The sequence below is a fragment of the Actinokineospora auranticolor genome (assembly GCF_041897805.1).
GTDB classification, from domain to species: domain Bacteria; phylum Actinomycetota; class Actinomycetes; order Mycobacteriales; family Pseudonocardiaceae; genus Actinokineospora; species Actinokineospora auranticolor.
Genome location: NZ_CP154825.1, coordinates 7,117,512 through 7,142,859, shown reverse-complemented (window position 1 = coordinate 7,142,859; position 25,348 = coordinate 7,117,512). Strand labels below are relative to the sequence as shown.

27 protein-coding genes are annotated in these 25,348 nt (G+C 70.7%); 14 read left to right on the top strand and 13 right to left on the bottom strand.

Translation table 11 applies throughout. The features are described 5' to 3' along the window. Positions 1 to 32 precede the first annotated feature (32 nt). Positions 33 to 1,301 (top strand): UDP-N-acetylglucosamine 1-carboxyvinyltransferase, encoded by a 1,269-nt coding sequence (murA, locus tag V5P93_RS31040; RefSeq protein ID WP_104481546.1) that lies wholly within the window; start codon positions 33 to 35, stop codon positions 1,299 to 1,301. Positions 1,302 to 1,518: 217 nt separating this feature from the next. After that, complete coding sequence (gene ggt, locus V5P93_RS31035; protein ID WP_181043739.1) at positions 1,519 to 3,315, top strand: gamma-glutamyltransferase; 1,797 nt, start codon at positions 1,519 to 1,521, stop codon at positions 3,313 to 3,315. Between the two features lie 52 nt (positions 3,316 to 3,367). On the opposite strand, the gene V5P93_RS31030 is transcribed toward ggt, so the two are convergent. After that, positions 3,368 to 3,583 (bottom strand): hypothetical protein, encoded by a 216-nt coding sequence (locus tag V5P93_RS31030; protein ID WP_104481545.1) that lies wholly within the window; start codon positions 3,581 to 3,583, stop codon positions 3,368 to 3,370. Between the two features lie 149 nt (positions 3,584 to 3,732). Here V5P93_RS31030 and V5P93_RS31025 point away from each other — a divergent pair, with 149 nt between their 5' ends. The 3 genes from V5P93_RS31025 (at position 3,733) to V5P93_RS31015 (ending at position 5,895) form a co-directional block, all read left to right on the top strand. Beyond that, the gene (locus tag V5P93_RS31025) at positions 3,733 to 4,599 is read left to right on the top strand and encodes a helix-turn-helix transcriptional regulator (protein ID WP_181043738.1); all 867 of its coding nucleotides are present in this window, start codon (positions 3,733 to 3,735) and stop codon (positions 4,597 to 4,599) included. Continuing rightward, complete coding sequence (locus tag V5P93_RS31020; protein ID WP_104481543.1) at positions 4,596 to 4,775, top strand: DUF397 domain-containing protein; 180 nt, start codon at positions 4,596 to 4,598, stop codon at positions 4,773 to 4,775. The genes V5P93_RS31025 and V5P93_RS31020 overlap by 4 nt, the downstream gene beginning before the upstream one ends. A gap of 121 nt (positions 4,776 to 4,896) precedes the next feature. Beyond that, the gene (locus tag V5P93_RS31015) at positions 4,897 to 5,895 is read left to right on the top strand and encodes an IS481 family transposase (RefSeq protein WP_374066583.1); all 999 of its coding nucleotides are present in this window, start codon (positions 4,897 to 4,899) and stop codon (positions 5,893 to 5,895) included. Here the strand turns inward: V5P93_RS31015 and V5P93_RS31010 are convergent. Both V5P93_RS31010 and V5P93_RS31005 read right to left on the bottom strand, forming a co-directional pair. Next, positions 5,892 to 6,542 carry a vancomycin high temperature exclusion protein gene (locus tag V5P93_RS31010; RefSeq protein WP_245931633.1) on the bottom strand — a complete coding sequence of 217 codons (651 nt, stop codon included), beginning with the start codon at positions 6,540 to 6,542 and terminating at the stop codon, positions 5,892 to 5,894. The two genes, V5P93_RS31015 and V5P93_RS31010, sit on opposite strands and share 4 nt — an antisense overlap. 83 nt (positions 6,543 to 6,625) lie before the next feature. Continuing rightward, positions 6,626 to 6,913 carry a hypothetical protein gene (locus V5P93_RS31005; RefSeq protein ID WP_104482189.1) on the bottom strand — a complete coding sequence of 96 codons (288 nt, stop codon included), beginning with the start codon at positions 6,911 to 6,913 and terminating at the stop codon, positions 6,626 to 6,628. 92 nt (positions 6,914 to 7,005) lie between these two features. Here V5P93_RS31005 and V5P93_RS31000 point away from each other — a divergent pair, with 92 nt between their 5' ends. Then, a complete protein-coding gene (locus V5P93_RS31000) occupies positions 7,006 to 9,000 on the top strand; it encodes a protein meaA (RefSeq protein ID WP_104482174.1) in 1,995 nt (664 codons plus the stop codon). Here the strand turns inward: V5P93_RS31000 and V5P93_RS30995 are convergent. The 3 genes from V5P93_RS30995 to V5P93_RS30985 form a co-directional block, all read right to left on the bottom strand. Next, positions 8,992 to 10,095 (bottom strand): WD40 repeat domain-containing protein, encoded by a 1,104-nt coding sequence (locus V5P93_RS30995; RefSeq protein WP_104482173.1) that lies wholly within the window; start codon positions 10,093 to 10,095, stop codon positions 8,992 to 8,994. The genes V5P93_RS31000 and V5P93_RS30995 overlap by 9 nt on opposite strands. Further along, complete coding sequence (locus V5P93_RS30990; protein WP_104482172.1) at positions 10,085 to 10,435, bottom strand: hypothetical protein; 351 nt, start codon at positions 10,433 to 10,435, stop codon at positions 10,085 to 10,087. The genes V5P93_RS30995 and V5P93_RS30990 overlap by 11 nt, the downstream gene beginning before the upstream one ends. A 118-nt stretch (positions 10,436 to 10,553) precedes the next feature. Further along, the gene (locus V5P93_RS30985; RefSeq protein ID WP_104482171.1) at positions 10,554 to 11,093 is read right to left on the bottom strand and encodes a cysteine hydrolase family protein; all 540 of its coding nucleotides are present in this window, start codon (positions 11,091 to 11,093) and stop codon (positions 10,554 to 10,556) included. Between the two features lie 71 nt (positions 11,094 to 11,164). Between V5P93_RS30985 and V5P93_RS30980 the strand changes: the two genes are divergently transcribed. Continuing rightward, positions 11,165 to 12,103 carry a GlxA family transcriptional regulator gene (locus V5P93_RS30980; RefSeq protein ID WP_104482170.1) on the top strand — a complete coding sequence of 313 codons (939 nt, stop codon included), beginning with the start codon at positions 11,165 to 11,167 and terminating at the stop codon, positions 12,101 to 12,103. Here V5P93_RS30980 and V5P93_RS30975 read toward each other — a convergent pair. Then, complete coding sequence (locus V5P93_RS30975) at positions 12,096 to 12,251, bottom strand: hypothetical protein (protein WP_181043797.1); 156 nt, start codon at positions 12,249 to 12,251, stop codon at positions 12,096 to 12,098. The two genes, V5P93_RS30980 and V5P93_RS30975, sit on opposite strands and share 8 nt — an antisense overlap. A 56-nt stretch (positions 12,252 to 12,307) precedes the next feature. Between V5P93_RS30975 and V5P93_RS30970 the strand changes: the two genes are divergently transcribed. Both V5P93_RS30970 and V5P93_RS30965 read left to right on the top strand, forming a co-directional pair. After that, the gene (locus V5P93_RS30970) at positions 12,308 to 12,961 is read left to right on the top strand and encodes a hypothetical protein (RefSeq protein ID WP_104482169.1); all 654 of its coding nucleotides are present in this window, start codon (positions 12,308 to 12,310) and stop codon (positions 12,959 to 12,961) included. A gap of 823 nt (positions 12,962 to 13,784) precedes the next feature. Continuing rightward, positions 13,785 to 14,558 (top strand): enoyl-CoA hydratase-related protein, encoded by a 774-nt coding sequence (locus V5P93_RS30965; protein WP_104482168.1) that lies wholly within the window; start codon positions 13,785 to 13,787, stop codon positions 14,556 to 14,558. Between the two features lie 407 nt (positions 14,559 to 14,965). On the opposite strand, the gene V5P93_RS30960 is transcribed toward V5P93_RS30965, so the two are convergent. Both V5P93_RS30960 and V5P93_RS30955 read right to left on the bottom strand, forming a co-directional pair. Beyond that, positions 14,966 to 16,507, bottom strand: coding sequence for a chitinase (locus V5P93_RS30960; RefSeq protein WP_104482167.1), 1,542 nt, complete (start codon positions 16,505 to 16,507; stop codon positions 14,966 to 14,968). Positions 16,508 to 16,804: 297 nt separating this feature from the next. Continuing rightward, on the bottom strand, positions 16,805 to 17,353 hold the full coding sequence (locus tag V5P93_RS30955) for a hypothetical protein (RefSeq protein ID WP_104482188.1): 549 nt from the start codon (positions 17,351 to 17,353) through the stop codon (positions 16,805 to 16,807). A gap of 154 nt (positions 17,354 to 17,507) precedes the next feature. Between V5P93_RS30955 and V5P93_RS30950 the strand changes: the two genes are divergently transcribed. The 3 genes from V5P93_RS30950 (at position 17,508) to V5P93_RS30940 (ending at position 19,925) form a co-directional block, all read left to right on the top strand. Beyond that, on the top strand, positions 17,508 to 18,662 hold the full coding sequence (locus V5P93_RS30950) for a histidine kinase (protein ID WP_245931632.1): 1,155 nt from the start codon (positions 17,508 to 17,510) through the stop codon (positions 18,660 to 18,662). Then, on the top strand, positions 18,659 to 19,303 hold the full coding sequence (locus tag V5P93_RS30945; RefSeq protein WP_104482166.1) for a response regulator transcription factor: 645 nt from the start codon (positions 18,659 to 18,661) through the stop codon (positions 19,301 to 19,303). Before V5P93_RS30950 ends, V5P93_RS30945 begins: the two co-directional genes overlap by 4 nt. A 109-nt stretch (positions 19,304 to 19,412) precedes the next feature. Continuing rightward, on the top strand, positions 19,413 to 19,925 hold the full coding sequence (locus V5P93_RS30940; RefSeq protein ID WP_104482165.1) for a hypothetical protein: 513 nt from the start codon (positions 19,413 to 19,415) through the stop codon (positions 19,923 to 19,925). A gap of 2 nt (positions 19,926 to 19,927) precedes the next feature. Here the strand turns inward: V5P93_RS30940 and V5P93_RS30935 are convergent, their stop codons facing one another. Then, the gene (locus tag V5P93_RS30935) at positions 19,928 to 20,422 is read right to left on the bottom strand and encodes an NUDIX hydrolase (protein ID WP_104482186.1); all 495 of its coding nucleotides are present in this window, start codon (positions 20,420 to 20,422) and stop codon (positions 19,928 to 19,930) included. A gap of 85 nt (positions 20,423 to 20,507) precedes the next feature. On the opposite strand from V5P93_RS30935, the gene nucS reads away from it, so the two are divergent. Then, positions 20,508 to 21,167 carry an endonuclease NucS gene (gene nucS / locus V5P93_RS30930; protein ID WP_181043796.1) on the top strand — a complete coding sequence of 220 codons (660 nt, stop codon included), beginning with the start codon at positions 20,508 to 20,510 and terminating at the stop codon, positions 21,165 to 21,167. 1 nt (position 21,168) lies between these two features. Here nucS and V5P93_RS30925 read toward each other — a convergent pair whose 3' ends face one another. Continuing rightward, the gene (locus tag V5P93_RS30925; RefSeq protein WP_181043795.1) at positions 21,169 to 21,792 is read right to left on the bottom strand and encodes a hypothetical protein; all 624 of its coding nucleotides are present in this window, start codon (positions 21,790 to 21,792) and stop codon (positions 21,169 to 21,171) included. Positions 21,793 to 21,916: 124 nt separating this feature from the next. Between V5P93_RS30925 and V5P93_RS30920 the strand changes: the two genes are divergently transcribed. Further along, positions 21,917 to 23,134 (top strand): MFS transporter, encoded by a 1,218-nt coding sequence (locus tag V5P93_RS30920; protein WP_104482163.1) that lies wholly within the window; start codon positions 21,917 to 21,919, stop codon positions 23,132 to 23,134. Between the two features lie 657 nt (positions 23,135 to 23,791). Here V5P93_RS30920 and V5P93_RS30915 read toward each other — a convergent pair. Both V5P93_RS30915 and V5P93_RS30910 read right to left on the bottom strand, forming a co-directional pair. Next, on the bottom strand, positions 23,792 to 24,157 hold the full coding sequence (locus V5P93_RS30915; protein ID WP_146108276.1) for a hypothetical protein: 366 nt from the start codon (positions 24,155 to 24,157) through the stop codon (positions 23,792 to 23,794). 56 nt (positions 24,158 to 24,213) lie between these two features. Continuing rightward, the gene (locus V5P93_RS30910) at positions 24,214 to 25,089 is read right to left on the bottom strand and encodes a helix-turn-helix transcriptional regulator (RefSeq protein ID WP_181043794.1); all 876 of its coding nucleotides are present in this window, start codon (positions 25,087 to 25,089) and stop codon (positions 24,214 to 24,216) included. Between the last annotated feature and the right edge of the window lie 259 nt (positions 25,090 to 25,348).

Sequence of the window (25,348 nt, the reverse complement as noted above, 5' to 3'; positions counted from 1 at the left end):
GGCAGCCGGACGCGGCGGGCATCATTGCCGACGTGACAGAGCATTTCCAGGTCCGCGGCGGGGCGCGGCTCGTCGGTACGGTCGAGGTCGTCGGCGCCAAGAACAGCGTGCTCAAGCTGATGGCGGCGGCGCTGCTCGCCGAGGGCACCACCACCCTGACCAACTGCCCGGAGATCCTCGACGTCCCCCTCATGGCCGACGTCCTGCGCAGCCTCGGCTGCGAGGTCACCGTCGACGGCGGCGTCGTGCGGATCACCACCCCGGCCGAGCTGAACCACCGCGCCGACTCGGCGTCGATGGGCAAGCTGCGGGCGTCGGTGTGCGTGCTCGGCCCGCTGGTCGGCCGCTGCAAGCGCGCGGTCGTGGCGCTGCCCGGCGGCGACGCGATCGGCTCGCGACCGCTGGACATGCACCAGAACGGCCTGCGCCAGCTCGGCGCCAGCAGCGAGATCGAGCACGGCTGCGTGGTCGCCCAGGCGGAGAACCTGCGCGGCGCCCAGATCTGGCTGGACTTCCCCAGCGTCGGCGCCACCGAGAACATCCTGATGGCCGCCGTGCTGGCCGAGGGCACCACGGTCATCGACAACGCCGCGCGCGAGCCGGAGATCGTCGACCTGTGCCTGATGCTGCAGCAGATGGGCGCCAAGGTCGAGGGCGCGGGCACCTCCACGCTGACGGTCCACGGCGTCACCTCGCTGCAGCCCACCGAGCACCGCGTGGTCGGCGACCGGATCGTCGGCGCCACCTGGGCGTTCGCCGCCGCGATGACCCGGGGCGACATCACGGTCAAGGGCGTCAACCCGCACCACCTGGACCTGGTCCTGGAGAAGCTGCGCACCGCGGGCGCCGACATCACCACCTTCGACGACGGATTCCGCGTCGTGCAGCACGACCGCCCCGGCGCGGTGGACTTCGTGACCCTGCCCTACCCGGGGTTCGCCACCGACCTGCAGCCCTTCGCCATCGCGCTGACCGCCATCGCCGACGGCACCTCGATGATCACCGAGAACCTGTTCGAGGCCCGGTTCCGGTTCGTCGAGGAGATGATCCGGATGAGCGCCGACGCGCGCACCGACGGCCACCACGCGGTCGTCCGGGGGGTGCCGCAGCTCTCCAGCGCGCCCGTGTGGGCGTCGGACATCCGCGCGGGCGTCGGCCTGGTCCTGGCGGGCCTGTGCGCCGACGGCGTCACCGAGGTCTGGGACGTTTTCCACATCGATCGCGGATATCCCAAGTTCGTGGAAAACATGCAGCGCCTGGGCGCCGACATCAAACGCGTGGACGCCGAACCCGCCCGGTAGTCGTTTTCTTTGCCTATCGGCCACGCAAGTTGCGCGAGCGCAACTTCTGGTCGCTGAGGATTTCTCGGCGACGAGTGACCGGTCGCTCGCATTCACCCTGATGGCCCATCCGCATACCACCTTCCCGCTGTCCGATCCGGTCCGATTGGCGGTGGTTCCCGTTGTAGTGGCCTAGTACAACGGGACCACCTGTTTTGACCAACGGAAGAGGGTCGTGATGCGGGTCAGGCGCAGAATCGGGATCTGCTCGGTGGCGGCGGTCGCCACCGTCGGATTGGTAGCGGTACCAGGGGCATCCGCCTCCCCGCGGTTGGACAAGGTGCCCGTGGCAAAGGGCTCCGGCGGTGCCGTCGTCTCGGACACGGTGCAGGCCACGCAGGCGGGGCTGGACGTCCTCCGCCGGGGCGGTACCGCCGCCGACGCGGCTGTCGCGGTCGCGGCGACCCTCGGTGTCACCGACCCGAACATGGCCGGTCTCGGTGGTGGCGGCTACTTCGTCTACTACGACGCCAAGAGCGGCAAGGTGTCCACAATCGACGGTCGGGAGACGGCTCCCGCGACCGCCGACGACAAGCTGTTCGTCAACCCCGCCACCGGCCAGCCGTACGCCTTCGCCGACGCCGTGACCAGCGGCCTCTCGGTCGGCACGCCCGGCAACCTGGCCCTGTGGGAGCGCGCCTTGCAGCGCTGGGGCAAGTACGACTTGGACGACGCCCTGAAGCCCGCCATCCGCGTGGCCGAGCAGGGTTTCCCGGTGACGCCGCAGCTGCGCAAGGAGATCGAGCAGAACCAGGACCGGTTCAAGCAGTTCAGCTCGACGTCCGCGCTGTACCTGCCGGGCGGTGCGCCGCCCGCGGTCGGCTCGACGCTGCGCAACCCGGACCTGGCGCGCACGTACAAGGAGATCGCCCGAAACGGCACCCGCGCCTTCTACGGCGGCTCTATCGGGCGGGACGTGGCCAACACCGCGCAGAACCCGCCGTTGGCGCCGGGCGCGACCATCACGCCGCCGAAGGGCAAGCTGGCGGTCGGGGACCTGCGCGCGTACCGGCCGCTGGACCAGGCGCCGACGAAGGTGCAGTACCGGGACTACGACGTGTACGGCATGGCGCCGTCATCCAGCGGTGGTACCACGGTCGGGGAATCGCTGAACATCCTGGAGAAGTTCGAGCTCGCCAACCGCGACCGCACCTGGGCGCTGCACTACTACCTGGAGGCCACGAAGCTGGCGTACGCGGACCGGGGACGCTACGTGGGTGACCCCAAGTTCGTGGACGTGCCGACCGAGGCGCTGCTGTCCCAGTCCTACGCGGACGTGCGGGGCTGCCAGATCGACCCGATCCGCGCCCGGCCCGCGCCGGTCGCCCCGGGCAACCCGCTCTCGCCGGGCCCGTGCTACCCGCCGCCCCCGTCCGCGACGCCGACCGCGGAGAACGAGGTCCACACGAACCACTTCGTGGTGGCCGACGCGCGCGGCAACGTCGTGTCGTACACCAACACGCTGGAGCAGGTCGGCGGCAGCGGCATCGTCGTCCCGGGCCGCGGCTTCCTGCTGAACAACCAGCTCACCGACTTCAACTTCACCCCCACCCAGGGCGCCGCCCCGGACCCCAACCTCCCGGCCGCGGGCAAGCGCCCGAGGTCCAGCATGTCCCCGACCATCGTGCTGAAGGACGGCAAGCCCTGGCTCGCCCTCGGCTCCCCGGGCGGCTCGACCATCATCACGACGGTCCTGCAGATCATCCTCAACCGGATCGATTTCAAGCTCGACCTCCCGTCCGCGGTGGCGGCCCCCCGGGCCAGCCAGCGCAACACCCCCACGGTGACGGCGGAGCCCGCCTTCATCGCGGCCTACCCGGAGCTGGGGAACTTCTACCGCCACCAGTTCACCGAGCAGGCCGAGATCGGCGCCGCGGCGGCGCTGGAGTTCACCGGCAACGGCCAGATCACGGCCGCGGGTGAACCCGTCCGCCGCAGTGGTACGTCGGCCGGGGTCGTCCACCCCGCCCGCTAGCCCTGTTCGCGAACCGGGGCCGACCTCACCGAGGTCGGCCCCGGTTTCGCCTTCACCGGGCGGTCTGGAGCTCCCGGAACTCCGCACGTGCCGCGACGGCGCGGTCGATGAGGGTGTCCAGGCCCTTGGGGCTGAAGGTGATCGTGAGGTCTTCGTCGGAGTTGAAGGTGAAGTCGATGCGGTCGGCGGAGACGGTGTGGGTGATGGGGCAGAAGTCGACCGCCACGGTGAGACCGGCGGAGAACCCCTCGCTGTAGGACCTGGTCATGGATCTACGCTCCTGTGTTGCGGAAAGTTTGCAGGCCGACGGTAGCAAGGTGCAATGCACTCGCGCATTGCACCTATCGAGTGAAGTAGTCGACACCCGACCGGCGGTAAGGTGCGTCCGCAGGTTGCCTAGCACGTCGAGGAGCGGTGTTGCCCAGCGTTCAGACCCGTCGGAAGCGCAAGCTGGGGCGGTATCTAGCCGACCTGCGCGACCATGCCGGGCTCAAGCCCGAGGCAGTGGCCAAGCTGCTCCGCAAGTCCCCGTCCACGGTGTCCCGCATCGAGAACGGCCATAGCCGATGCGACTTCTCCGCCTTGACCGCGATGCTCGGTCTCTACCAGGCCACCGCCGATCAGCGGCAGCACGCGGAGGAGTTGTGGGAGGAAGCAGGCCAGGAAGCCGCGCCTCTAGAGCACTCGTCGGCCATGCCGCCCCGGTACCGAGCGTTCGTAAAGGCATGGAATGAGGCAATTTCCGCGCGCACGCTGCACCTGCTGATCTTGCCGGGACCACTCCAGACGGTGAGCTACCGCTCCGCGTTCTACCGGGTGCTCGACCGGTTCATCGACTCGCCCATTGATGTCGAGCGGGATGCCGCCTCCATGGAGTTGCGGAGGGGGCGATTCGCCGAACCCGACCCCCTGTCGATGGCGGTTCTCCTGGATGAAGCCGTGATACACCGCGTTGTCGGTGGCCCGGTGATCATGGCCGAGCAGCTCCGCCATCTGGTTGCTCTCGGCAGCGCGCCGAACATCTCCATCCGTGTGATCCCCTTCGGGGCGGGGGAATACAGCGTGATTCCAGGAGCGGTTACGCTTCTGGGATTCGCCGAGCCCGCTGTAGATCCGGATGTGGTCTATGTCGAGTACTTCGGTGGCGGGGAGTGGATCGAAGGCGCTCGAGATGTAGCGAAGTTCGCCGGAGCCCTCGATGATGTCCAATCCCTTGCGTTGTCGGAGAAAGATACGGCGGCCCTGTTCAGCCGCAAGGCAGACCAACTGGAGTCGGAACGATGAAGAGCACCATGATGTGGCGGGTCAGCTCATTCAGCTTGCCCAACAACGACTGCGTCGAGGTCGGGCGTGGGCCTGGTGAGACCCTGATCCGGGACACCAAGAACCGCTCCGCAGGCGCCCTCCACCTGACTCCGCACTCCCTCGCCGCCTTGCTCCACTCCGTCAAGCGCGGCTAGGTGTACTGACCCGAGACGTTGCGAACGGTCCGACACGTGATCGGATGATCTTGAAATGAGGGAGGGCCTCCGGGTTCGGTGTGGATTGCGACATCTGCACCGGCTACCCAGGAGGCCCTCCATTCCTCACGCTAACGCACCACTGACCGAGCTGGGCAGGCTGCGTCTGGCCCGGTGTGTCGTGGACGACGGGTGGCCGCTGCGGCGGGCCGCGGAGCGGTTCCAGGTCTCGGTGAGCACCGCGAAACGCTGGGCCGGGCGCTACCGCGCCGAAGGTGCCGCGGGCATGGCCGACCGCTCGTCACGCCCGCACACCAGCCCTGCTCGCACCTGCGCCCGCCAGGAACGCCGGATCATCAAGGTTCGGCTGGATCGGCGGTGGGGACCCGCCCGGATCGCGTTCCTGCTGGAGCTGAACCCCTCAACCGTGCACCGGGTCCTGCGCCGCTACAACCTGGCCCGGCTGCGGCACCTGGACCGGGCCACCGGAGCACCGATCCGCCGCTACGAGCACGCCGCCCCCGGCGACCTCGTACACGTCGACATCAAGAAGCTGGGCAACATCCCCGACGGCGGCGGCCACAAAATCCACGGACGGACAATCGGCACGCGCAACAGCTCCGCCCACCGCGACACCACCCGCCCCCGCACCACCCACGGCCGCCCGAATCTGGGCTACAGCTTCCTGCACAACGCCGTCGACGACCACAGCCGACTTGCCTACACCGAGATCCTCGCCGACGAGACCAAGGAGACCGCGGCCGCGTTCTGGTCACGGGCCCAGACCTTCTTCAACACCAACGGGATCACTGTCACGCGAGTGCTCACCGACAACGGATCCTGCTACCGATCCCGGCTTTGGCGCGACACCCTCACCGCAGCCGGAATCACCCACAAACGCACACGCCCACGCCGACCCCAGACCAACGGAAAAGTAGAGCGGTTCAATCGCACCCTGCTCGACGAATGGGCCTACGCCCGCCCCTATCTCAGCGAAACCGAACGCCGTGAGGCGTTGCCGCGCTGGCTGCATCTCTACAATCACCACCGCGGACACACCGCACTCGCAGGCCAGCCACCCGCCACCCGCGTTCCTAACCTCTCAGGGCACTACAGCTAGCCCTCCGCCAGCACCTGGTCGAGGCCGTGTTCGCGCGGGCCCAGGAACCTCGGGTCCGGATCGAAAACCGCGTCGAACACGGCCTTGATCGCGGCCGGAACCTCCCGCAGCCAATACTTTCCATCGTTCCCACCCGGTGCCTCCGAGGCCACCCCGACAGCCTCGATCCCCGCGTTGCGGCACAGGAACACCGCTCGGCGGATGTGGAAGCCCTGGGTGACCACCACCGCCTTCGACACCCCGAAGATCTCCCGAGCCCGCACGCACGAGTCGTACGTGTCGAAGCCCGCGTGGTCGGCCACCACCCGTTCGGCGGGGACTCCGCGATCCACCAGCCACGTCGTCATGGCCGCGACCTCGTCGTGGTGCGGGGTCCCGTGGTCGCCCGACACCAGGATCGCGCGCACCCGGCCCGACTCGTACAACGTCCGCGCGTCCGCCAACCGCGCCTCCAGGTACGGCTTCGGCGTCCCGTCACTGCGCAGGCCCGCGCCCAGGACGATCGCCACCGGGGCCGACGGCGCGTCCGCCACCCCGTACACCCCGCCGCCCGTGGACACCCTGATCCACAGCAGCGGCCCGAACAGCACCCCCAGCACGAACGCCACCGCGCTCGCGATCAGCACTACCTTCCGACGCCTGCTCACACCTCGATAGTCCCCACGAACCACCCCTGACAAGCCCGAACGGCCCAAACCTCCGCATTCCTCACACGGAAGCAACCTGGACCTCAGTCGTCGAGCAGCGCCGCGATCGCCGTGTGCTCGTCCGCCGGGAACACCAGGACCCGCAGCCCCTCGCCGTCCTCGGCGGGCACCGTCGTCGCCCGCACCCCGACCGCCCGCAGCCGCTCCTCCACGAAGCCCGCCGCCGTCCGCGAAGGCACCTTCGCGATCTCACGGAGCAGGCCGTAGTCGCGCTTGCGGTCGTCGGACTTGAACGCCCACCGCAGCACCACCCCCAGGCCGCCGACCACGAGCAACGCGACCAGCGACAGGTACGGGGCGGGCAGGTCCATGCCGCTCATCATCCCCCTGTGAGCAATTCCACGGGCGCGATCTCGGTTACCCGCCAGTAAGCTCAGCGGAGCCGAGGTTAACGGAGGTTCACGTGCCGTACCCGACAGATGGTGAACGCGACCGCCCGTGGGTCATGCGGACCTACGCGGGCCACTCCTCCGCCGCGAAGTCCAACGAGCTCTACCGGCGCAACCTCGCCAAGGGGCAGACCGGGCTCTCGGTCGCCTTCGACCTGCCCACCCAGACCGGCTACGACCCCGACCACGAACTGGCCACGGGCGAGGTCGGCAAGGTCGGCGTGCCGGTGGGCCACATCGGCGACATGCGCACCCTGTTCGACGGCATCCCCCTCGCGGGCGCCAACACCTCGATGACGATCAACGCCACCGCCATGTGGCTGCTCGCCCTCTACGTCAGCGTCGCCCGCGAGCAGCAGGACGACTGGCACGACCTCGCCGGGACCACCCAGAACGACATCATCAAGGAGTACCTGGCCCGCGGCACCTACGTCTTCCCGCCCGGCCCCAGCCTGCGCCTGATCACCGACCTGGTCGCCTGGACCGTCACCGCCCTGCCGCGCTGGAACCCGATCAACATCTGCAGCTACCACCTGCAGGAGGCGGGCGCGTCGCCGGTGCAGGAGGTCGCGTACTCGCTCTCGACCGCCATCGCCGTGCTGGACCGCGTGTTCGACTCCGGCCAGGTGCCCGAGGAGCGCCGGGGCGAGGTGGTCGCGCGCATCTCGTTCTTCGTCAACGCGGGCGTGCGGTTCGTCGAGGAGATGTGCAAGATGCGCGCCTTCACCGACCTGTGGGACGAGATCTGCCGCGACCGCTACGGCATCACCGACCCCAAGCAGCGCCGCTTCCGCTACGGCGTGCAGGTCAACTCCCTGGGCCTGACCGAGGCCCAACCGGAGAACAACGTCCAGCGAATCGTGCTGGAGATGCTCGCGGTGTCGCTGTCGCGCAAGGCCCGCGCCCGCGCCATCCAACTGCCCGCCTGGAACGAGGCGCTGGGCCTGCCGCGGCCGTGGGACCAGCAGTGGGCGCTGCGCATGCAGCAGGTGCTGGCCTACGAGACGGACCTGCTGGAGTACGACGACCTCTTCGACGGCTCACCGGTCATCCAGGCCAAGGTCGACGAGATCCTGACCGGCGCCCGCGCCGAGATCGACCGCGTCCAGGCCATGGGCGGCGCGGTCGCCGCCGTCGAGAGCGGCTACATGAAGACCCAGATGGTCGCCTCCCTCGCCGAACGACGACGGCGCATCGAAGCGGGCGAGGACGTCATCGTCGGCGTCAACCGCTTCGACACCACCGAACCCAGCCCCCTGCAAGCCGAGGGCGCGAAAGCCATCGAGACGGTGGACCCGGTGGCCGAACGGGAGGCGGTCGAGGCCATCACCGAATGGCGCCGCGACCGGGACAACGCCGCGGTCGAGACCTCCCTGACCGCCCTCCGCGAAGCCGCCAAGACGGACGCGAACCTCATGCAAGCCACCCTGACCTGCGCCCGAGCGGGCGTCACCACGGGGGAGTGGTCCGCCACCCTCCGCGAGGTCTTCGGCGAATACCGCGCCCCCACAGGGGTTTCCGGCGCGTCGGCGGCGGGCGGGGAGGAGTTGGGGGAGGTTCGAGAGCGTGTTCGGGCCACGGGGGCCGAGCTGGGCGAACGCCTGCGGATGCTGGTGGGCAAGCCGGGGCTCGACGGGCACTCGAACGGGGCGGAGCAGATCGCGGTCCGGGCACGGGACACGGGCTTCGAGGTGGTGTACCAGGGCATCCGCCTGACCGCGGACCAGATCGTGGCGGCCGCGGTGCAGGAGGGTGTGCACGTGGTGGGCCTGTCGATCCTGTCGGGCTCGCACCTGGCGGCGGTACCCGCCGTGGTGGACGGGTTGCGCGCGGCGGGTGCCGGGGACATCCCGGTCGTGGTGGGCGGCATCATCCCGCCGGACGACGCGGAGGTGTTGCGGTCGCGGGGCGTGGCAAGGGTTTTCACGCCGAAGGACTACGAGATGACCCGGATCATGTCGGAGATCGTGACCGTCATCCGGGAGGCGAACGGCCTGGCGTCAGGGTGACCGGACCTCGGCGACCCCGCTGCTGGTGCCGAAGACGAACGCGTCGGACCCGAAATCGGGGTTGACGCTGGTGAGCACCCCTGCTTCCAGCCGGAAACCGCTCTGGAGGCGTTGTTTGGCGATGTCCCACAGTTGGACGCTGCCGTCGGTCTTCCCCACGGCGAGGGTGCGTCCGTTGGACGAGAAGTTCAGCGCCGTGACCGCGATGCCGTCCCAGTGCAGGAACCCGTTCTGCGGCTGGGGGCCGTCCGTGGTCCAGAGGTGGAGCTCGCCGCTGGCGTCGCCGCTCGCGATCGCCCGCCCGTCCGGGGTGAAGGCCAAAGCCTTCACCTCGCCGCCCTGCGGGCCCAGCACGGACTTTTCGACGGGCTCGGACGGGTCGGTGAGATCCCACATCGCTATCGTGCCGTCCTCGGTGCCCACGGCAAGGCGCCGATCGCCCGGTGCGAACACCACGGTGTTCACCCCCACCGGCACGTAGCTGGCCGACAGGGGGCGTATCCGCGCGGGTGTGGTGACGTCCAGGAGCCGCACCCGGCCCTGGGTGTTCGCTTCGGCGAGGAATCGGCCGTCGTGGGAGAACGCCAAGGCGTTGACCAGTGCGCCGCCGTCCAGGGTCGCGCGCCGCGCGGGCCGCGCGGGATCGCTGATGTCCCAGACCGCACCGGCTTCGGGCACCCCTTCACCGCCGCCGCTCGCGCGCGCCAAGCCGACGAACCCGACCGCCACCAGGCGGCCGTTGGGCGAGAACGCCACGGTTCGCCCGGCGATCAGCTTGCCGGTGATCACCTGTCCGGTCGCCCGCCGGACCCGCAGCACCCCGTCCACGTCGACCATGGCCAGCGCGCGACCTGAGTCGGTCGGAAAGGTCGCCGCCCCCGCGACCGGATAGGCCGCCGCGACGGAGACCTGAACGGCTCCCGGTGGGGTGTCGGGGCGGTCCTTCGCCAGCCACAACACCCCCGCGACCAGTAGGACCGCCAAGCCGGTTGCCGTGGGCAGCAGGAGCTTCTTCGACCGCCTCGGCCTGGCCGGACCGGTGTCCACCCGCGCGAGCGCGGCGAGGAGTTGGGTGCCGAACGAGTCACTGGCCACCGCTGACCTCCTCGACCGCTTGGGGTGCCGGGACGGGTGGTGGCTCCGTCACCAGTGCCACCGTCTGCCGGGCCAGTTTCTCCACGATCAGCGGCGCGCTGATCCCGACCACCAGCGCGCCCAGCGGTCCCGCGAACTGACCCGAACTCCCCGCCGCTGCCGCCAAGCCTCCGCTGATGGTCAGGCGGATCAGGACCGAGACCGCGAACGGCAACACCGCCGGGGCGTTCTTGCCGCGCCACGGCCAGGTGCCCGTGCGGCGGATCCGCGCCACGAACTCCAGGCCCTCCACGGCGAAGCCGCCGAACAGGCCCCAGCTCAGGCATTCCACGACCGTCATCGTTCGCCCCGGCTTTCCGGCGGTGTGCGAAACCGGGCCAGATTGAACACCGGGGGGTTGGGTCTCGACCGCCACACGGCCCCGGTTCACCCGGATGGCCGTGCGGCGGTCGCGCGGGCTAGTCGAGCAGGGTCAGGACCTCGGCGGTCGTGGACACCGTGGCGAAGCCGCCGCCCTGGAGGTTGGTGGCGGTGGCCTTGCTCAGCTCGTCGGCGGTCAGGTCGCCGAGGTTGAACGTGTACGTCGCGTCCAGGGCCACGTGCACGTCGAAGCCCAGGTTGCCGCCCACGCGGGCCGTGGTCTCGACGCAGAAGTTGGTCTGGATGCCCGCCAGCACGATCCGCTCGATGCCTCGGGTGGTCAGCCAGCCGTGCAGGTCGACCGAGCCGTGGAAACTGGAGTGGACGGTCTTGGTGAACAGCAGGTCCGGGTGGGCGTCGTCCAGGACGGGCTTGAACCTCGAGCCGGGGGTCCCGGGGTGCAGTGGCGAACCCTCGACCAGCGAGTCGTGGCGGACCAGGACCAGCGGCTGACCTGCGGCGGCCCAGGCGTCGAGCAGGGTCTTGATGTTGGTCTCGGCGGCCGGGTTGTTGCGGGGGCCGAAGACCGGGTCGTCGAAGCCCTGCTGGACGTCGATCAGAATCAGCGCGGTTGTCATGCCGTTGACCCTGTCCAGGCCCAGGGGGCGGCACAGGAGGCAAGAAAGGCGTCCTGCGATACTTTCTTGCCATGCGCACGATCGGTGTCCTCCTCCTGCCCGACTCCCGGGTCTTCGACTTCGCCGTCGTCAACGAGGTCTGGGCGGTCGACCGCGACCGGGTCGGCCCGTTCGAGGTGCGGCTGTGCGCGGGCGGGCCGGTCCGGCTGAGCCCCGCCGGTGACGCGGTGCCGACGCACGGGCTCGACGGGCTGCGCGGCTGCGACCTCGTCATCACCCTCGGTCGCGGCGACCCCCTGGCCGACGTGCCCGACGACGTCCGCGCGGTGCTCCGCGAGGTGCACGCCGCGGGCATCCCCGTCGCCGCCCTGTGCTCCGGCGCCTTCACCCTCGCCGCCGCGGGCCTGCTCGACGGCCGCCGAGCGACCACCCACTGGGCGCTCCTGGACACCCTCGCCCGGGTCTGCCCCGCCGCGCTGGTCGACCGCGACGTCCTGTTCACCGAGGACGACGGCCTGCTGACCTCGGCGGGCGTCGTCGGCGGGCTCGACCTGTGCCTGCACCTGGTCCGCCGCGCGCTCGGCACCCAGGTGGCGACCACCCTGGCCCGTCGACTGGTGATGCCGCCCGTCCGCGAGGGCGGTCAGGCGCAGTACGTCGAGGCGCCGGTGCCGCACCGACCGGAGCGCGGGGACATCGCGTCTACAGTGGACTGGGCGGTGGCCAGGCTGGCCGACCCCATCGGCGTGGCCGACATGGTCGCCACCACGACCATGAGCCCCCGCGCCTTCCACCGCGCCTTCCACGCCGCCATGGGCGACACCCCCGGCCGCTGGCTCCTGCTGCGACGACTCCGGCACGCCCAACTGCTGCTGGAGACCACGGACCTGCCGGTGGACCGCATCGCCACCCGCAGCGGTCTCGGCACCCCGGCCAACCTCCGCCGCCGCATGCGGGCGGAGTTCGGCACGACCCCGTCGACCTACCGCCGCACCTTCGCCGCTACTTAGCGGACTCCGTCACGCGCTCGCGGAGCCGGGCGCGGATCTCGTCCGGGGTGTACGCGCGCCGCTGGCGCTCGGCGCGGGCGACTACGGCACCCGTGGCGGCGACACCCAGCAACCCCGCCAGTCCGAGGAACTTCCACACGCGACGCACGGGCCCAGGCTACCTCGGCTTCGGCGGGGTGGCCGATCGCTGCTTAGGGTTGGGCCATGACCGTTCTGGGCCTCGAGGACGCCGTACAGCTGACCCGCACCGGCGACCTCTGGCTCTTCCGCGGCCGCAGCCCCGCCGACCGTGCCATCCGGACCCTCACCAACGCGCCGGTCAACCACGTCGGCATGGCCGTGGTCCTCGACGACCTGCCACCGCTGATGTGGCACGCCGAGCTGGGCCGGTCGCTGCCCGACCGCTGGAGCGGCACCCACCAGCGCGGCGTCCAGCTGCACGACCTGCGCGACGCCGTGGTCGTGTGGGCCACGAAGTACGGCCAGCGGGCCTGGCTGCGGCAGCTCGCCGAGCCCGTCACCGCCGAGCAGGAGGACGCCGTCCTGCGCACGGTCGCCCGCCTCGACGGCACCCCGTTCCCCTCCACCGCCCGCCTGGCCGCGCGCTGGGCCAGCGGCCGCGTCCCCCGACTGCGCTGGCAGAAGCCGCACCAGGCCGAGTTGGAGAACGCCTACTGCGCCGAGGTCGTCGCCCTCACCTACGAGGCCATGGGCCTGCTCCCCGCAGGCGAGCGCCCACACGCCTACGACCCGGGCCGCTTCTGGAGCGGCGACCACCTACCCCTGCTCGACGGCGCCCGCCTGGGCGAGGAGATCACCGTGGACGTACCACCCGACAGCGCGATCTCCGGCCGCTGAGCCCACCGACCCACACCCCCGCCCGGTTGTCCACAGGCATGATCGTCTTCGGCCTGGAGTGTCGTTCCCCTTGGCTAGAATGGATATCGGGGGCCGGAGGCATCGATTTGATCATCGCCGGATCGCGGCACCGAGATGGGCGACCGGTCGAGCGCCGGGCGTCCTCGAGTTGTCCACAAGCTTGATCATCATCCGCCGGGACTGTCGGTGTCCGCCGGTAGCATTGATTCCGGGGGCCGGTGGCCGCCCACCTCCAGGCAGGCGCAAACATGGCGCGGCCCCCTTCGCGCGGACGAGCGGCTGCCGAGACGGCGCCCGCGCCGCGGCTGGTAGTGCTGGGGGCGGGACCGCGTTCGACGGAGGGGCCGAGGGGTCTCGGTCGCGTTCGCGTAGGTGGGCTTCGGGAGCGCGAGGACACCCGCCGGCCGCCCAACTTCAGGTAGGCAGGCGCGAATAGGCGCGGCTCGCTCGTTCGCGTGGGCGAGCGGCTGCTGGAGACGGCGCCCGCGACGTGGCTGGCGGTGCCGGGGACGGGACCGCGCTCGACGGAAGGGCCGAGGGGGTCTTGGCGGTGTTCGCGTAGGTGGGCTTCGGGAGCGCGAGGACACCCGCCGGCCGCCCATCTCCAGGTAGGCAGGCGCGAACAATCGCGGCCCGCCGTTCGCGTGGGCGAGGGGCTGCCGGAGCCGACGCCGCGGCTGGTGGTGCCCGAGGTCGGACCTCGCCTGACGGGTCGAGCCGCGGGCCGAGGAGGTCTCGGCGGTGTTCGCGCGGGTGAGCTTCGGGAGCGCGGGGGACGCCCGTCGACCGCTACCGTCGGGGCATGGCCGAGTACCAGCACATCCTGGTCAGCCGCGCGGCGGAGACCATCAGGATCACGATGAACCGCCCGGACCGGCGCAACGCGCTTTCTGCGGAGCACCTGGCCGAGCTGCTGGCCGCCTTCTGCGTCGCGGGTACCTCTGACGCGCGCGGCATCGTGCTCGCGGGTACCGGTCCGGTTTTCTCCGCGGGCCACGACTTCGCCGACGTCGCCGCGCGCGACCTGCTCGGCGTGCGCGGGCTGCTGCGGCTGTGCACGGAACTCATGCGCACGATCCAGTCCGTGCCGCAGATCGTCGTCGCCCGCGTGCACGGCCTCGCCACCGCCGCGGGCTGCCAGCTCGTCGCCACCTGCGACCTGGCCATCGCCGCCGAGTCGGCCGGGTTCGCGTTGCCCGGTGGCAAGGGCGGCTGGTTCTGCCACACCCCGGCCGTGCCGGTGGCCCGCGCGGTCGGCCGCAAGCGCATGATGGAACTGGCCCTCACCGGCGACGTCATCGACGCCCGCACCGCCGCGGACTGGGGCCTGGTCAACCGCGCGGTGCCCGATGGCGAACTGGACGCGGCCGTCGACGACCTGATCGCCCGCGCCACCAGGGGCAGCGCCGCGTCGAAGGCGCTCGGCAAGCAGACCCTCTACGCCCAGCTGGACCGCCCCGAGGCGGACGCCTACACGACCGCGATCGAGGTCATGGCCGCCGCGTCCCAGCTGCGCGGTGCGCGCGAAGGCATGGCGGCCTTCCTGGAGAAACGCCAACCGGTTTGGCCGGACTAGAGCGTGTCCGACAAGCCGTCCTGCTGCGCGTCTCCGACGCCGCCCGCAGACCGATGACCGGCAGTGGGCCCCGATCGCCGAGGCGCACACGGTCATGGTGGAGCGGCCGACATGAACACGCCCACGCACCGGGACGACCCGGCCCAAGCCGCCGGCGGAGTTCTCGACGACCTGGTCGATGAGCTTGCCGCTCAGGTCGTCCCCGGTCCACGGCCGTCCGCGCGGGGGGCTCCGGGGTCCGCGGCGTTCGCCGGGAGCGCGTTGGTCACCTGCTGGTGCTCGACAACCCCGCGACTGAAAACCCCCGAGGTCGCACGGTTTTCCGCGCGGCCTCGGGGGCGGTCTTGGTGCGGACGTGCGCGGCGGGCACCCTCGTCCCGCCGCACACGCCCGAACTGGTCAGCCTCCTACGGCAGGGTCTTCAGGTTCGCGGCCACCGAGTTGGCGAACGCGTACCCGTTCGAGGCGTCCCAGTTGATCGACCAGGTCATCGCGCCGCGGATGGACGGGTAGGTGGTCGACGGCTTGAACGTGCCGCAGCTGGTGCCCTTGGCCAGGCAGTTCAGCGCCGCGTTCACGTTGGCCGGGCTCTGGTAGCCGCCGCCCGCGCCGGACGGCGAGGCGGGCAGGCCGAGGCCGACCTGGTCGGGGCGCAGGCCGCCCTGGAGCTGGATGCAGGCGAGCGCGGTCAGGAAGTCGACCGTGCCCTGCGAGTAGACCTTCTGGTCGCAGCCCAGCATCGTGCCGGAGTTGTAGTACTGCATGTTCCAGATGGTCAGGATGTCCTTGACCGCCAGGGCCAGCTGGAAGTACGGCTGCTGCGCGGACTGGCCGTCGATGGTCTGCGGCGCCATCGTGATGACCTTGCCGCCGTTGGCGTAGATGGTGCGCAGCGCCGGGCCCATGTACTGGGCGCTGACGCCGTTCTCCAGGTCGATGTCGACGCCGTTGAAGCCGAACTCGCGGATCAGCGCGGAGACGCTGTTGGCGAACGCGGTCGCGGAGGCGGTGTCACCGGCCCAGATCGTGCCCTTCTCGCCGCCGACCGAGATGATGACCTTCTGGCCGCGGGCCTGGACGGTCTTGATGTCGGCCTTGAACTGCTCCTCGGTGTAGCCGCCCAGCTGCTTGGACAGGCCCTCGTCGAGGTTGAAGTCCACCGCGCCGCGGGTGGCGGGCACCGCGTCGGCGAAGGAGACGGCGATGATGTCGTAGGTGGTCGGCACCTGCGCCAGGGTCAGCGCCTTGGCACCGTTGTAGAAGTTCTGCCAGTAGCCGGTCAGCACGTGCTTGGGCAGGCTGCCGTCACCCGGCGGGTTGCTGGTGGGCGGGGTCGACGACGACGGCGGCGTGGAGGACGACGGCGGAGTCGAGGAGGACGGCGGCGTGGACGAGGACGGCGGCGTGGACGAAGACGGCGGCGTCGAGGACGACGGCGGCGTGCTGGGCGGGGTGCCCGGGCCGTCGAGGCTCACGTCGTCGGCCAGGTACGCGGGCTGGCCGTACCAACCGTGCAGGTAGACGGTCACCGACCGGGTGCTGGCACCGGTGCTGAACGAGGTCGACAGCTGCGTCCAGGCGCCCGCGCCCGGGTTCCAGGTGCTGACGTCGGTGGTGCCGGTGCCGGAGGCGCCGAGGTAGACGTACGAACCCTTCACCCACGCCGTCAGGGTGTAGCGCGAGCTCGGGTTCACGGTCACGGTCTGCGAGCAACGGGCGTTGTCCGCGCCCGCCGGGGCCGCGCTGAGCGCGTACGAACCCCCGTGCTTGTCACTGTTGGTGACGCTACCGCCGGAACAGGTCCAGCCCGCGAGCGAGCCGGACTCGAAACCGGGGTTGGCCACCAGGTTGGCGGCTGTGGCACTGCCGGAGAACGCCAGGACGAGTCCTGCGGTCACGGACAGGGCGGACAGCATGGCGACGAGCGCACGCTTCGCGTGGGACGTCATGGCTGCCTCCAAAGGGGCATGTGCGGGTGCAGGGTGATCGAGACCACCTCAAAATGGACTAGACCAATAGGCGCTGTCAACCCCCGCGTCGGCGAGCGGTAACCCCCGCTCGCCCGCGCTGCGCCCCCCACTCGCGGGTGGACCACGGCAGCGCCTCGCCGACCAGCGACAACGAACCACCGCCCGGCCCGGCCCGGCTCCGCCGAGCGTATGGCGCACGACCCGCCACCCCGCCGAACCGCCCGACACCCGCGCTCTACCTGCGGCCCACGACGCCCATGACCTCCCTGAGGGTTTTCACCGATGTGATACCGCTTTCCTATACTCCATAACAGTCCACACCGGACCGGCGGCGAGCCAGATGAGCGCCACCGTTCCCAGTCGCGGGATCCAGCCTTGCCAGAGCACCTCCGTCCGCCCGGGTTCTCCGAACACAAAGGACAGCAGGGCCAGCACCACGATGCCGACCCCGCAGGCTAAGAGGCACTTGCGCCACTCCCGCCACTCGTACCGCACGCGCTCCCCGGTCCCTCGGCCCGGTGGCCGCCACGGCGGCGGCCCACCCGCGAACCGGTGCGCCACGCGCTGATCGGCCCAGCGCAACACTGTGTGTCCAAACGCGACACTGAAGCCGAGGTACGCCGCGCCCAGCGCGTGCCCCGTCGACGCCTGCGCGCCGCGGCCGATGTCGACCACGGCCGCGGTGAGCAGCACGATGTCGAGCACCGGCGTGGCGACCAGCAGCGCCGCGCCAACCCGCCGCAGGCGCAGCAGGTAGCGCGCGGCGAGCCCGGCGGCGAGCAGCACCCAGAAACCCACCTCGCACGCCGCGATCAGTCCGATCATCGTGATGTCCACGGCGTCGAGCTTCCCGCGACCCGCGGGGCCGACGCATCGGCGAAAGGATGGAAACCCGGGTTGCCCGAGTCATCCCTTTGATTGACCGGTGCCCCGGCTTTCGATTGATACGCGGCACCGGGCGGTGTGCTGTGATGGCGCGGTGGCAAGAGCGGGGCGCAGCGGCGCGTGGCAGATCGTACTCGCCTTCGGGCTGGGCGTGGTGCTGTACTTCATCGACTTCCCGCGCCTGGTGCATGTGGACCTGCTCCCGGGTCCGATGTGGGCGCGGCTGCTGATCCTGACCGCGCTGAGCGCGCTGCAGCTGCTGCGCCACCGCGCCCCGGTCCGCGCGTTCCTGATCGGGCTGGTGCTGCTGAACCTCAACCTCGCCATGGGCCTGGACCTGGCGGTCCTGCTGGCCTTCGGCGACCTGCTGTACGCGGCCGTGCTCTACGGGTCCCGTCGCGCCAGCCGCGCCCTGATCGCCCTGGTGTGGGTCTACCTCGCGGCGGTGGTGGTCATCGCGGTGATCATCGCCCCGGACGTGCGCACCGCGCTGCTGATCATGCTGAGCACCTGCCCGCTGCCCGCGCTGCCCGCGTGGTGGGCGCTCAACGTCCGCCAGCAGCGGGAGATCGCCATCGCCGAACGCGCCCGCGCCGACGGCCTCGCCCGCATCGCCGAGCTGGACCGCTCCGCCGCCGTGACCGCCGAGCGCGCCGCGATGGCCCGCGACCTGCACGACGTGGTCGCCGGGCACATCTCGGCCATCGCCATCCAGACCGAGGCCCTGCTGACCATGGCCCCGGGCGCCGACCCGGAGCGCGCGCGGACGGTGCTGCGGTCGGTCCGCGAGAACAGCCTGGCCTCCCTGCACGAGATGCGCGCCATGATCGGCGTCCTGCGCTCGCCCGACGGCACCCAGGACGGGCTCACGGCGCCCGCCCGGCTGCGCCAGCTCGACCAACTGGTGCGCTCGGCGCGGGCGGCGGGACTGGAGGTGGACGTGGCGGTGTCGGGTGTGGACGACCTGCCCGCCGCGGTAGACCTGTCGGCGTACCGGATAACGCAGGAAGCGCTGACCAACGCGCTCAAGCACGCGCCGGGCGCGAAGGTGCGGGTGGACGTCCGGCGGGAGCGGGCCGCGGTGGTCGTCGAGGTCGACAGCGACGGCCGGGCCGCCCTCCCGAACCCGGTCGGCGCGGGCCTGATCACCATGACCGAGCGCGCGGAGTCCGTCGGCGGCACCCTGGTCGCGGGTCCCCGCCCGACCGGCTGGCGCGTGCGGGCCGAACTGCCACTGGAGGAACGGTGACGATCCGAGTCCTGGTCGCCGACGACCACGCCGCCATCCGCACCGGCCTGACGATGATCCTCGACGGCGCCCCGGACATCGAGGTCGTCGCCGAGGCCGCCGACGGGGCCGCCGCGGTGCGCAAGGCCGTGGCGCTGAAACCGGACGTGGTGCTGATGGACGTCCGCATGCCGGAGCTCGACGGCATCGAGGCCACCCGCAGGCTGGTCGCGGACGGCGTCTGCCCGGTCTTGGTGCTGACCACCTTCGACATGGACTCGTACGTGTACGGCGCGCTGCGCGCAGGCGCGTCCGGCTTCCTGCTGAAGTCCGTCGACGCCCCCCGGCTGCTGGAGTCCATCCGCGTCGTGGCCGCGGGCGACGGCGTCATCGAACCCAGCGTCACCCGTCGGCTGATCCGGGCCTTCGCCGCGCACGAGCCGCGCGCGCAGGAGCCGCCGCCGGGGCTGGACCAGCTGACGGAGCGGGAGTCGGAGGTGCTGGTCTGCCTGGGGCAGGGGCTGTCGAACCAGCAGATCGGCCGCAGGCTCGGCATCGGCGAGGCCACCGTGAAGACCCACGTCTCGCGGGTCCTGACCAAACTCGACCTCCGCTCCCGCGTCCAGGCGGCGGTCCTGGCCCAGGAGGCGGGCCTGGTCTGACCCCTTCCGGTGACGGCTCACTCGAACGAACGACAACGGCCGTCACTGGATAACACCGTTCCCACCCCCGGCGACGTCACTCGCACACCGACCCGGAAAAGGGATCGCCATGATCGAGCAGAACCCGGAAAAGCCCGAACCCGCCGACATCGCGACGAAGAAGCGCAGGCGGTTCAACGGCGGCGTTCTCGTCATCACGGCCCTGCTGGTCGGATTCCTGCTCGGCGGCGCGGCGTTCGGCGGTCGGAAAGCGGGTACCGACCCGGCGGGCTCGGGTGACGCGGCGGAGGTGCTGGTCGCGGCCACCACGGCGGCCACTCCCACGCCGGATCCGCTGCCCAAGCCCGGAGACTTCACCGTCGCGGTGAACGTGCTGGAGAAGCACTGCTTCGGCGCGGCGGGCTGCAACATCACCTACCGGGTCGAGCCCGCGTACACGGGCTCGACCCCACTCCCCGAAGGTCAGGAGTTCACCGTCGTCTACGAGATGAACGGCGGCGACGAACCGCAGATCGGGCACTTCACCATTAGCGGCAAGGTCGCGAACTTCTCCTCGCAGGAAATGATCCAGACCACGTCGTCGAAGGCCGAGTTGACCGCGAAGGTGACCGGCGTGCTGTGAGTTCAGGCGTTCCCGCGCTCGTGCAGGAGCAGGTGGGTGTAGGCGGCGATGGACTGCGCGTCGGTGATCTCCCCGATTTCGATCATCGACTCGAACTCGGCGCGGGTGAACCACGCGGTGCGCATGTCCTGCTCCTCCGGTTCGCGTTCCGCCGGTCCCTGGGTCAGCTCCGTGGCCAGGAAGACGTGGCCCCGCTGACTCGACATGCCCGCCGCGACGTCCAGGGTGCCGAGGCGGGTGATCCTCCCGGCGCGCAGGCCGGTCTCCTCGCGCAGTTCGCGGGTCGCCAGTTCGGTCGGGTCGAGGTCGGCCAGGTCCGGGGCGGTGCCCTGGGGGAACTCCCAGCGGCGCAGGCCCAGGGGGTAGCGGTACTGCTCGACCAGCGTCAGCCGGTCGCCGTCGAGGGGGATGACCAGGGCGTAGTCCGGTTTGTCGATGACGCCGTAGAGGCCGGGGCTGCCGTCGGCGCGCCGGATGCGGTCCTCGCGCACGGTCATCCACGGGTTGGCGTAGACCTGCGTCGTCTCCAGTGCTTCCACACCCTGATCCTGCCCTGGGGCGGCGGCGGGATAGCCTGCCCGGGTGCGTCTAGTGATCGCTCGCTGTCAGGTCGACTACGCCGGACGGCTCACCGCCCACCTCCCGATGGCCAACCGCCTGTTGCTCGTGAAGGCCGACGGTTCGCTGTCGGTGCACTCCGACGACCGGGCGTACAAGCCGCTGAACTGGATGACCCCGCCCTGCTGGCTCACCGAGGAGCCCGGGACGTGGACGGTGCAGAACAAGGCGGGCGAGAAGCTGGTCATCACCATCGAGGAGGTCATGCACGACACCGCGCACGACCTCGGCCCCGAACCCGGCCTGGTCAAGGACGGCGTCGAGGCGCACCTGCAGGAGCTGCTGGCCGAGCACATCACCACCCTCGGCGACGGCTACACCCTGGTCCGCCGCGAGTTCCCGACCGCCATCGGCCCGGTCGACATCATGTGCCGCAGCGGCGAGGGCACCTCCGTCGCCGTGGAGATCAAGCGCCGCGGCGAGATCGACGGCGTGGAGCAGCTGACCCGCTACCTCGAACTGCTCAACCGCGACCCCCTGCTGGCCCCGGTCCAGGGCGTGTTCGCCGCCCAGCTGATCAAACCCCAGGCCCGGGTACTGGCCCAGGACCGCGGCATCCGCTGCGTCACCCTCGACTACGACGCCCTCCGCGGCATCGAATCCGACGAGTTCCGGCTGTTCTGACTCAGTTCCCGTCGAAGAACGCGACCATCGCCGCGGCTTCCGGGCCGGGGGTGTCGGTCGCGTTGAGCCAGCGGCCCTTGCCGGTGGTCGCCTCCCACGCGCGGTGGTGTTCGGTGATGGCGTCGACGAAGTCGGCGGCCAGCAGGCCCGCCTCGACGAGGTCCTGGTCCGGGGACTGGGAACTGGCGCCCGCGATGACGCCGCGGACGTCGGCGGAGTGGCCGTAGCGGAAGGCGTCCGTGCCGCACAGGTGCGGGTCGACCAGGACGGCCTCGCCGTAGTTGCGGCCGAGCCTGCGGTGGCCCGCGGCCTTCGCGGCGGCGTTCGCCAGGTACGCGTGGCCTTCCGCGCCGACGGTGATGGCGGCGAGCACGGCCTCCTCGTGCGTCTCCCACGGCTGCGCGGTCGGGTCGAGCAGCACGAAACCCATGCTGTCGCGCGGGTACGGCCCGCGCGCGGCGTCGGGGTCGTTGTGGTTGCGCCAGATGCTCTCGGCGCGGCGCAGACCCAGGTCCAGCAGCAGGTCGGCCAGCCGCGCGTCGTCGAGCAGGTAGCGGTACGGGTTGCGGCGGTGCCGCGCGCGCACCGCGAGCCCCCGCGCCGAGACGGCCTCCCGAACGGACACGTGCGCCTCCCGTGAGCGACAAGTAACTGTTTCGTCGAACTGTATCCGGCGCGACTGTCCGACTTGGACGTCCGGTAGGCAAAATCACTGCGGCGGCCCGGATCCGCGCACCTACGATGCGCTCATGTCGATCCCCGTCGTCGCGCCGCCGCAGCGCCTGTGGACGTCGAACTTCACCCTCTACTTCGTCGCCCGCATCGTGTCCATGCTCGGCGACGCGATGGTCCCGGTGGCCATGTCGGTCGCGGTGCTCGGGCTCGGCTACGGGGTCAGCGGCGTCGGCTTCGCCCTCGGCGCGTGGATGGGCGCTTTCGCGCTGTTCGTGGTCTTCGGCGGGGTGTTCGCCGACCGGTTCCACCCGCTGCCGCAGATGGTCGGCGCGGACGCGGTCCGCTGCGGGTTGCAGGTGGGGCTGGCGGTCTACCTCTGGCTGGGCCACCCGCCCCTGTGGGTGATCATCGTCGGCTCCGTGCTCGGCGGCATCGCGACCGCGATGTTCCAGCCCGGGCTCACCAGCCTGGTGCCGCAGGTCGCGGCCGACCCGCAGCACGCGAACGGGGTGCTCCGGGTCAGCCAGGGCGTGGCGACCATGATCGGCCCGGCGCTGGCGGGCGTGCTCGTCGCGTCCACCTCGACGGCGTGGGCCTTCGCGGTGGACGCGGTGACGTTCGGCGTCAGCGGGGTGTGCCTCCTGCTGCTGAAGGTGCCCCGCTTCGAGGTCGACCGCACGGAGTCCACCCTGGCCAACCTCCGCGCCGGCTGGTACGAGTTCCGGTCCCGCTCCTGGCTCTGGTCGGTCATCCTCATCTGGTGGTTGCTCGGCGTGCTGGTCTGGGGCCCGATCACCCCGCTGGGCGCCGCGTCCATCATCGACGCGCACGGCAAGGCCGCCTTCGGCTGGGCCGAGGCGGCTTTCGGCCTGGGCAGCGTCCTCGGCGGCCTGGTGGCCATCCGCCTGCGCCCGTCCCGCCCCCTCTTCGGTGGCGGCATCGCGATGTTCCTGTTCCCGCTCATGCCCCTGGCCGCCGCCGCGGTCCCGGGTGTCCCCCTGCTCATCCTGGGCTACGCCATCAGCGGCGCGGGCTGGGCGTTCTGGGGCGTGCAGTGGGCGACCACGGTGCAGACCCAGATCCCGGAGGACAAGCTCAACCGGGTCGCGGCGTACGAGGTGGCGGGCTCGATCCTCGCGGTCCCGTTCGGCCAGGCGATCGCGGGCCCGGCCAGCGCCCTGTTCGGCATCCACGAACTCCTCTACGTGGCCGCCGCGACGGCCGCCGTGTGCGCCGTCGCCCTCATCGCCACCCCGCCGATCCGCGACCTGAAAAGGGTGACAAAGGTCTGAGTCCATTCGGCGGGAATCGGCCCATGTGAAATGCACGTGCATATGGATGTGCATTCGATCTCCCGGGGCGATTCCCGAACGGTGTGCGAATTTGCCAGGGAGGCGGTTCCCGGCTGGTCTGTTCGCGCAGGATATGGCGCGGCGGCGTAACACCGGGACGATGTCGGGCGACCTTTGCTGCGTGGCACGGCGTTGAATGTCCGCGGCGCCCGTGTCAAGATCAACTATCGACTGGTGGGGCGGTGGTTGGGTGAGCGAGCCGAATGTGAACCGACGTGAACAACCGAGGGTGATCGATGATCACCCCATCGTGAACACATTTGGCGAGCCGCTTGCCGTAAGATTTATGCCCGGGGGTCGTCCGCGTCGGGGGAAGCGCGGGCCTGGCCTCGTCGAAAAGCTGTTCTCCGTGCCCGCCGCGGACCTAGCCACCCGGAGTTCGGCGCCATGACCGGCAGGAGTCCACATCGGACGGTGGCGGCCGTCTGCTACTGCACCGCCGCGGGCTTGGTCGCCGTGGCACTAGCGGTGCTCGCGCGGCGCCTTGTGGGACCGGAGAACTGGGGAGTTCCGCTGGGGATCGGCCTCGCGGCCGTCGTGCTCGCCGGGTTGGCGGGCGACCGGGTCATCGCGGTGCTGGCCCCGATCCGCGAGCGCTCACCGTTTCCGATGACCTTTCCCCTTGAACCACCGAACCACCTTGCGGACCAGACCGACCGCCGCGGCCGCGGCGACCACGCCGGAAAGAACCCAGGGCAGCCCTGGCACGTTTCCCTGAGCGAGGAAACCGGCCGCCACTAGCCCCGCGATGATCACCCCGAGCCAGCCGAAGATCGTGTGCAGAAGTGATTGGGTGCGCCGCGCCTTGGCATCGGAACTGACGGCTTCCTTGTGCATGGCCGCCACGGACTCGTGCAGCGCCGGGCGTCGTTCACCCGCCGTCGTCGGGTTCGTGCTCGGCTCGACAGCCTTCTTCTCGTCCCCCGAATCGGCAGATGGCTGGGTGCCAGCCTGCTCACTCATCACTGACTCCTGGTGAATGAAATACCCGGCGCGTGTCGCGGTTCGTGGGAAAGCGCCTACGCGTCGGTATAGCGGGAGATCTCGTGCGCCAAGCGGCGGGTGCTCTGCTCGGCGGTGAGCGCGAGCGCGGTCAACGCCTCGAAAGTCGCGGTGTAGTGGGGTATGCGCTCGTCCTCGCGGACCAGCGCGCTGTGCACCGGGTGGTCGATGAACACGACCGTGCTGGTGGGGACCGGGTCGTCGCTCTCCGCGGCGAGGTCGAAGACCGCGAAGCACTCCCGCAGGCCCGGGTGCGCGCCCACCGAGTACTCGATGATCCGCACGTCCACCTTGCCCGCCTCGACCAGGTCGAGCAGGTGCCGCAGCTGGTCGGCCATCACGCCCGGGCCGCCGACCCGCCGGTGCAGGACCGACTCGTCGAGGACGACGGTGTACGCGGGGGACCGGTCCGACGCCAGCAGCCCCTGGCGGGTCCGCCGGAGTTCGAGTTGCAGCGCGAGGTCTTCCTCGGAGGTGCCGTCGATCGGCTGGAGACCGCGGGCGTAGCCGCCGGTCTGCAACAGCCCGGGTAACAGGACGGTGCTGACCTGGCGGATCACCTTCGCGGCCCCTTCGAGCGCCAGGAAGGTCAGGAACTGCGGCTGCACGACGTCGTGGTACTTGCCGAAGGGCGACGGGCGCCTGGTCTCCCTGGCCAGTTCCAGCAGCTTCTCGACCTCGGCCCGGTCGGTCACCCCGTAGACGGCCAGCAGCGCGTGCACGTCCGCCGCGGTGAACCGGCCGACGCCGCTTTCCTTGCGGATCAGCGTGCGCGTCGACCAGTCGAGCGCCTTCGCCGCCTGCTGCTGGGTGAGCTTGGCGGCGTCGCGCAGCCGCCGCAGCTCCGCCCCCAGGCGCAGGCCGGGGACCGCGGGGGCAGGGAGGTGTGCCACGTGAGACCTCCGGGGGTGGGGGATCCGGCGTGCGCGCCCCGCCGCGCAGGCTCGCCGGACCAATCGCTGTCACGGGTCATGCAGTCATGTGACATCGAATCTAGCACGGTGTGTGCGGTGGATGTCCGATCTGTGACCTGTGCGCCCGGCCGATCGCGCGGCGGTGGAACCCGAGCATCCGGCGCGCGTTGGGCGAAACGGGGATTTCTCGCCACCCGACCAGCGGATGTGATTCTCCACGAGCCGTCGGAATACTTGA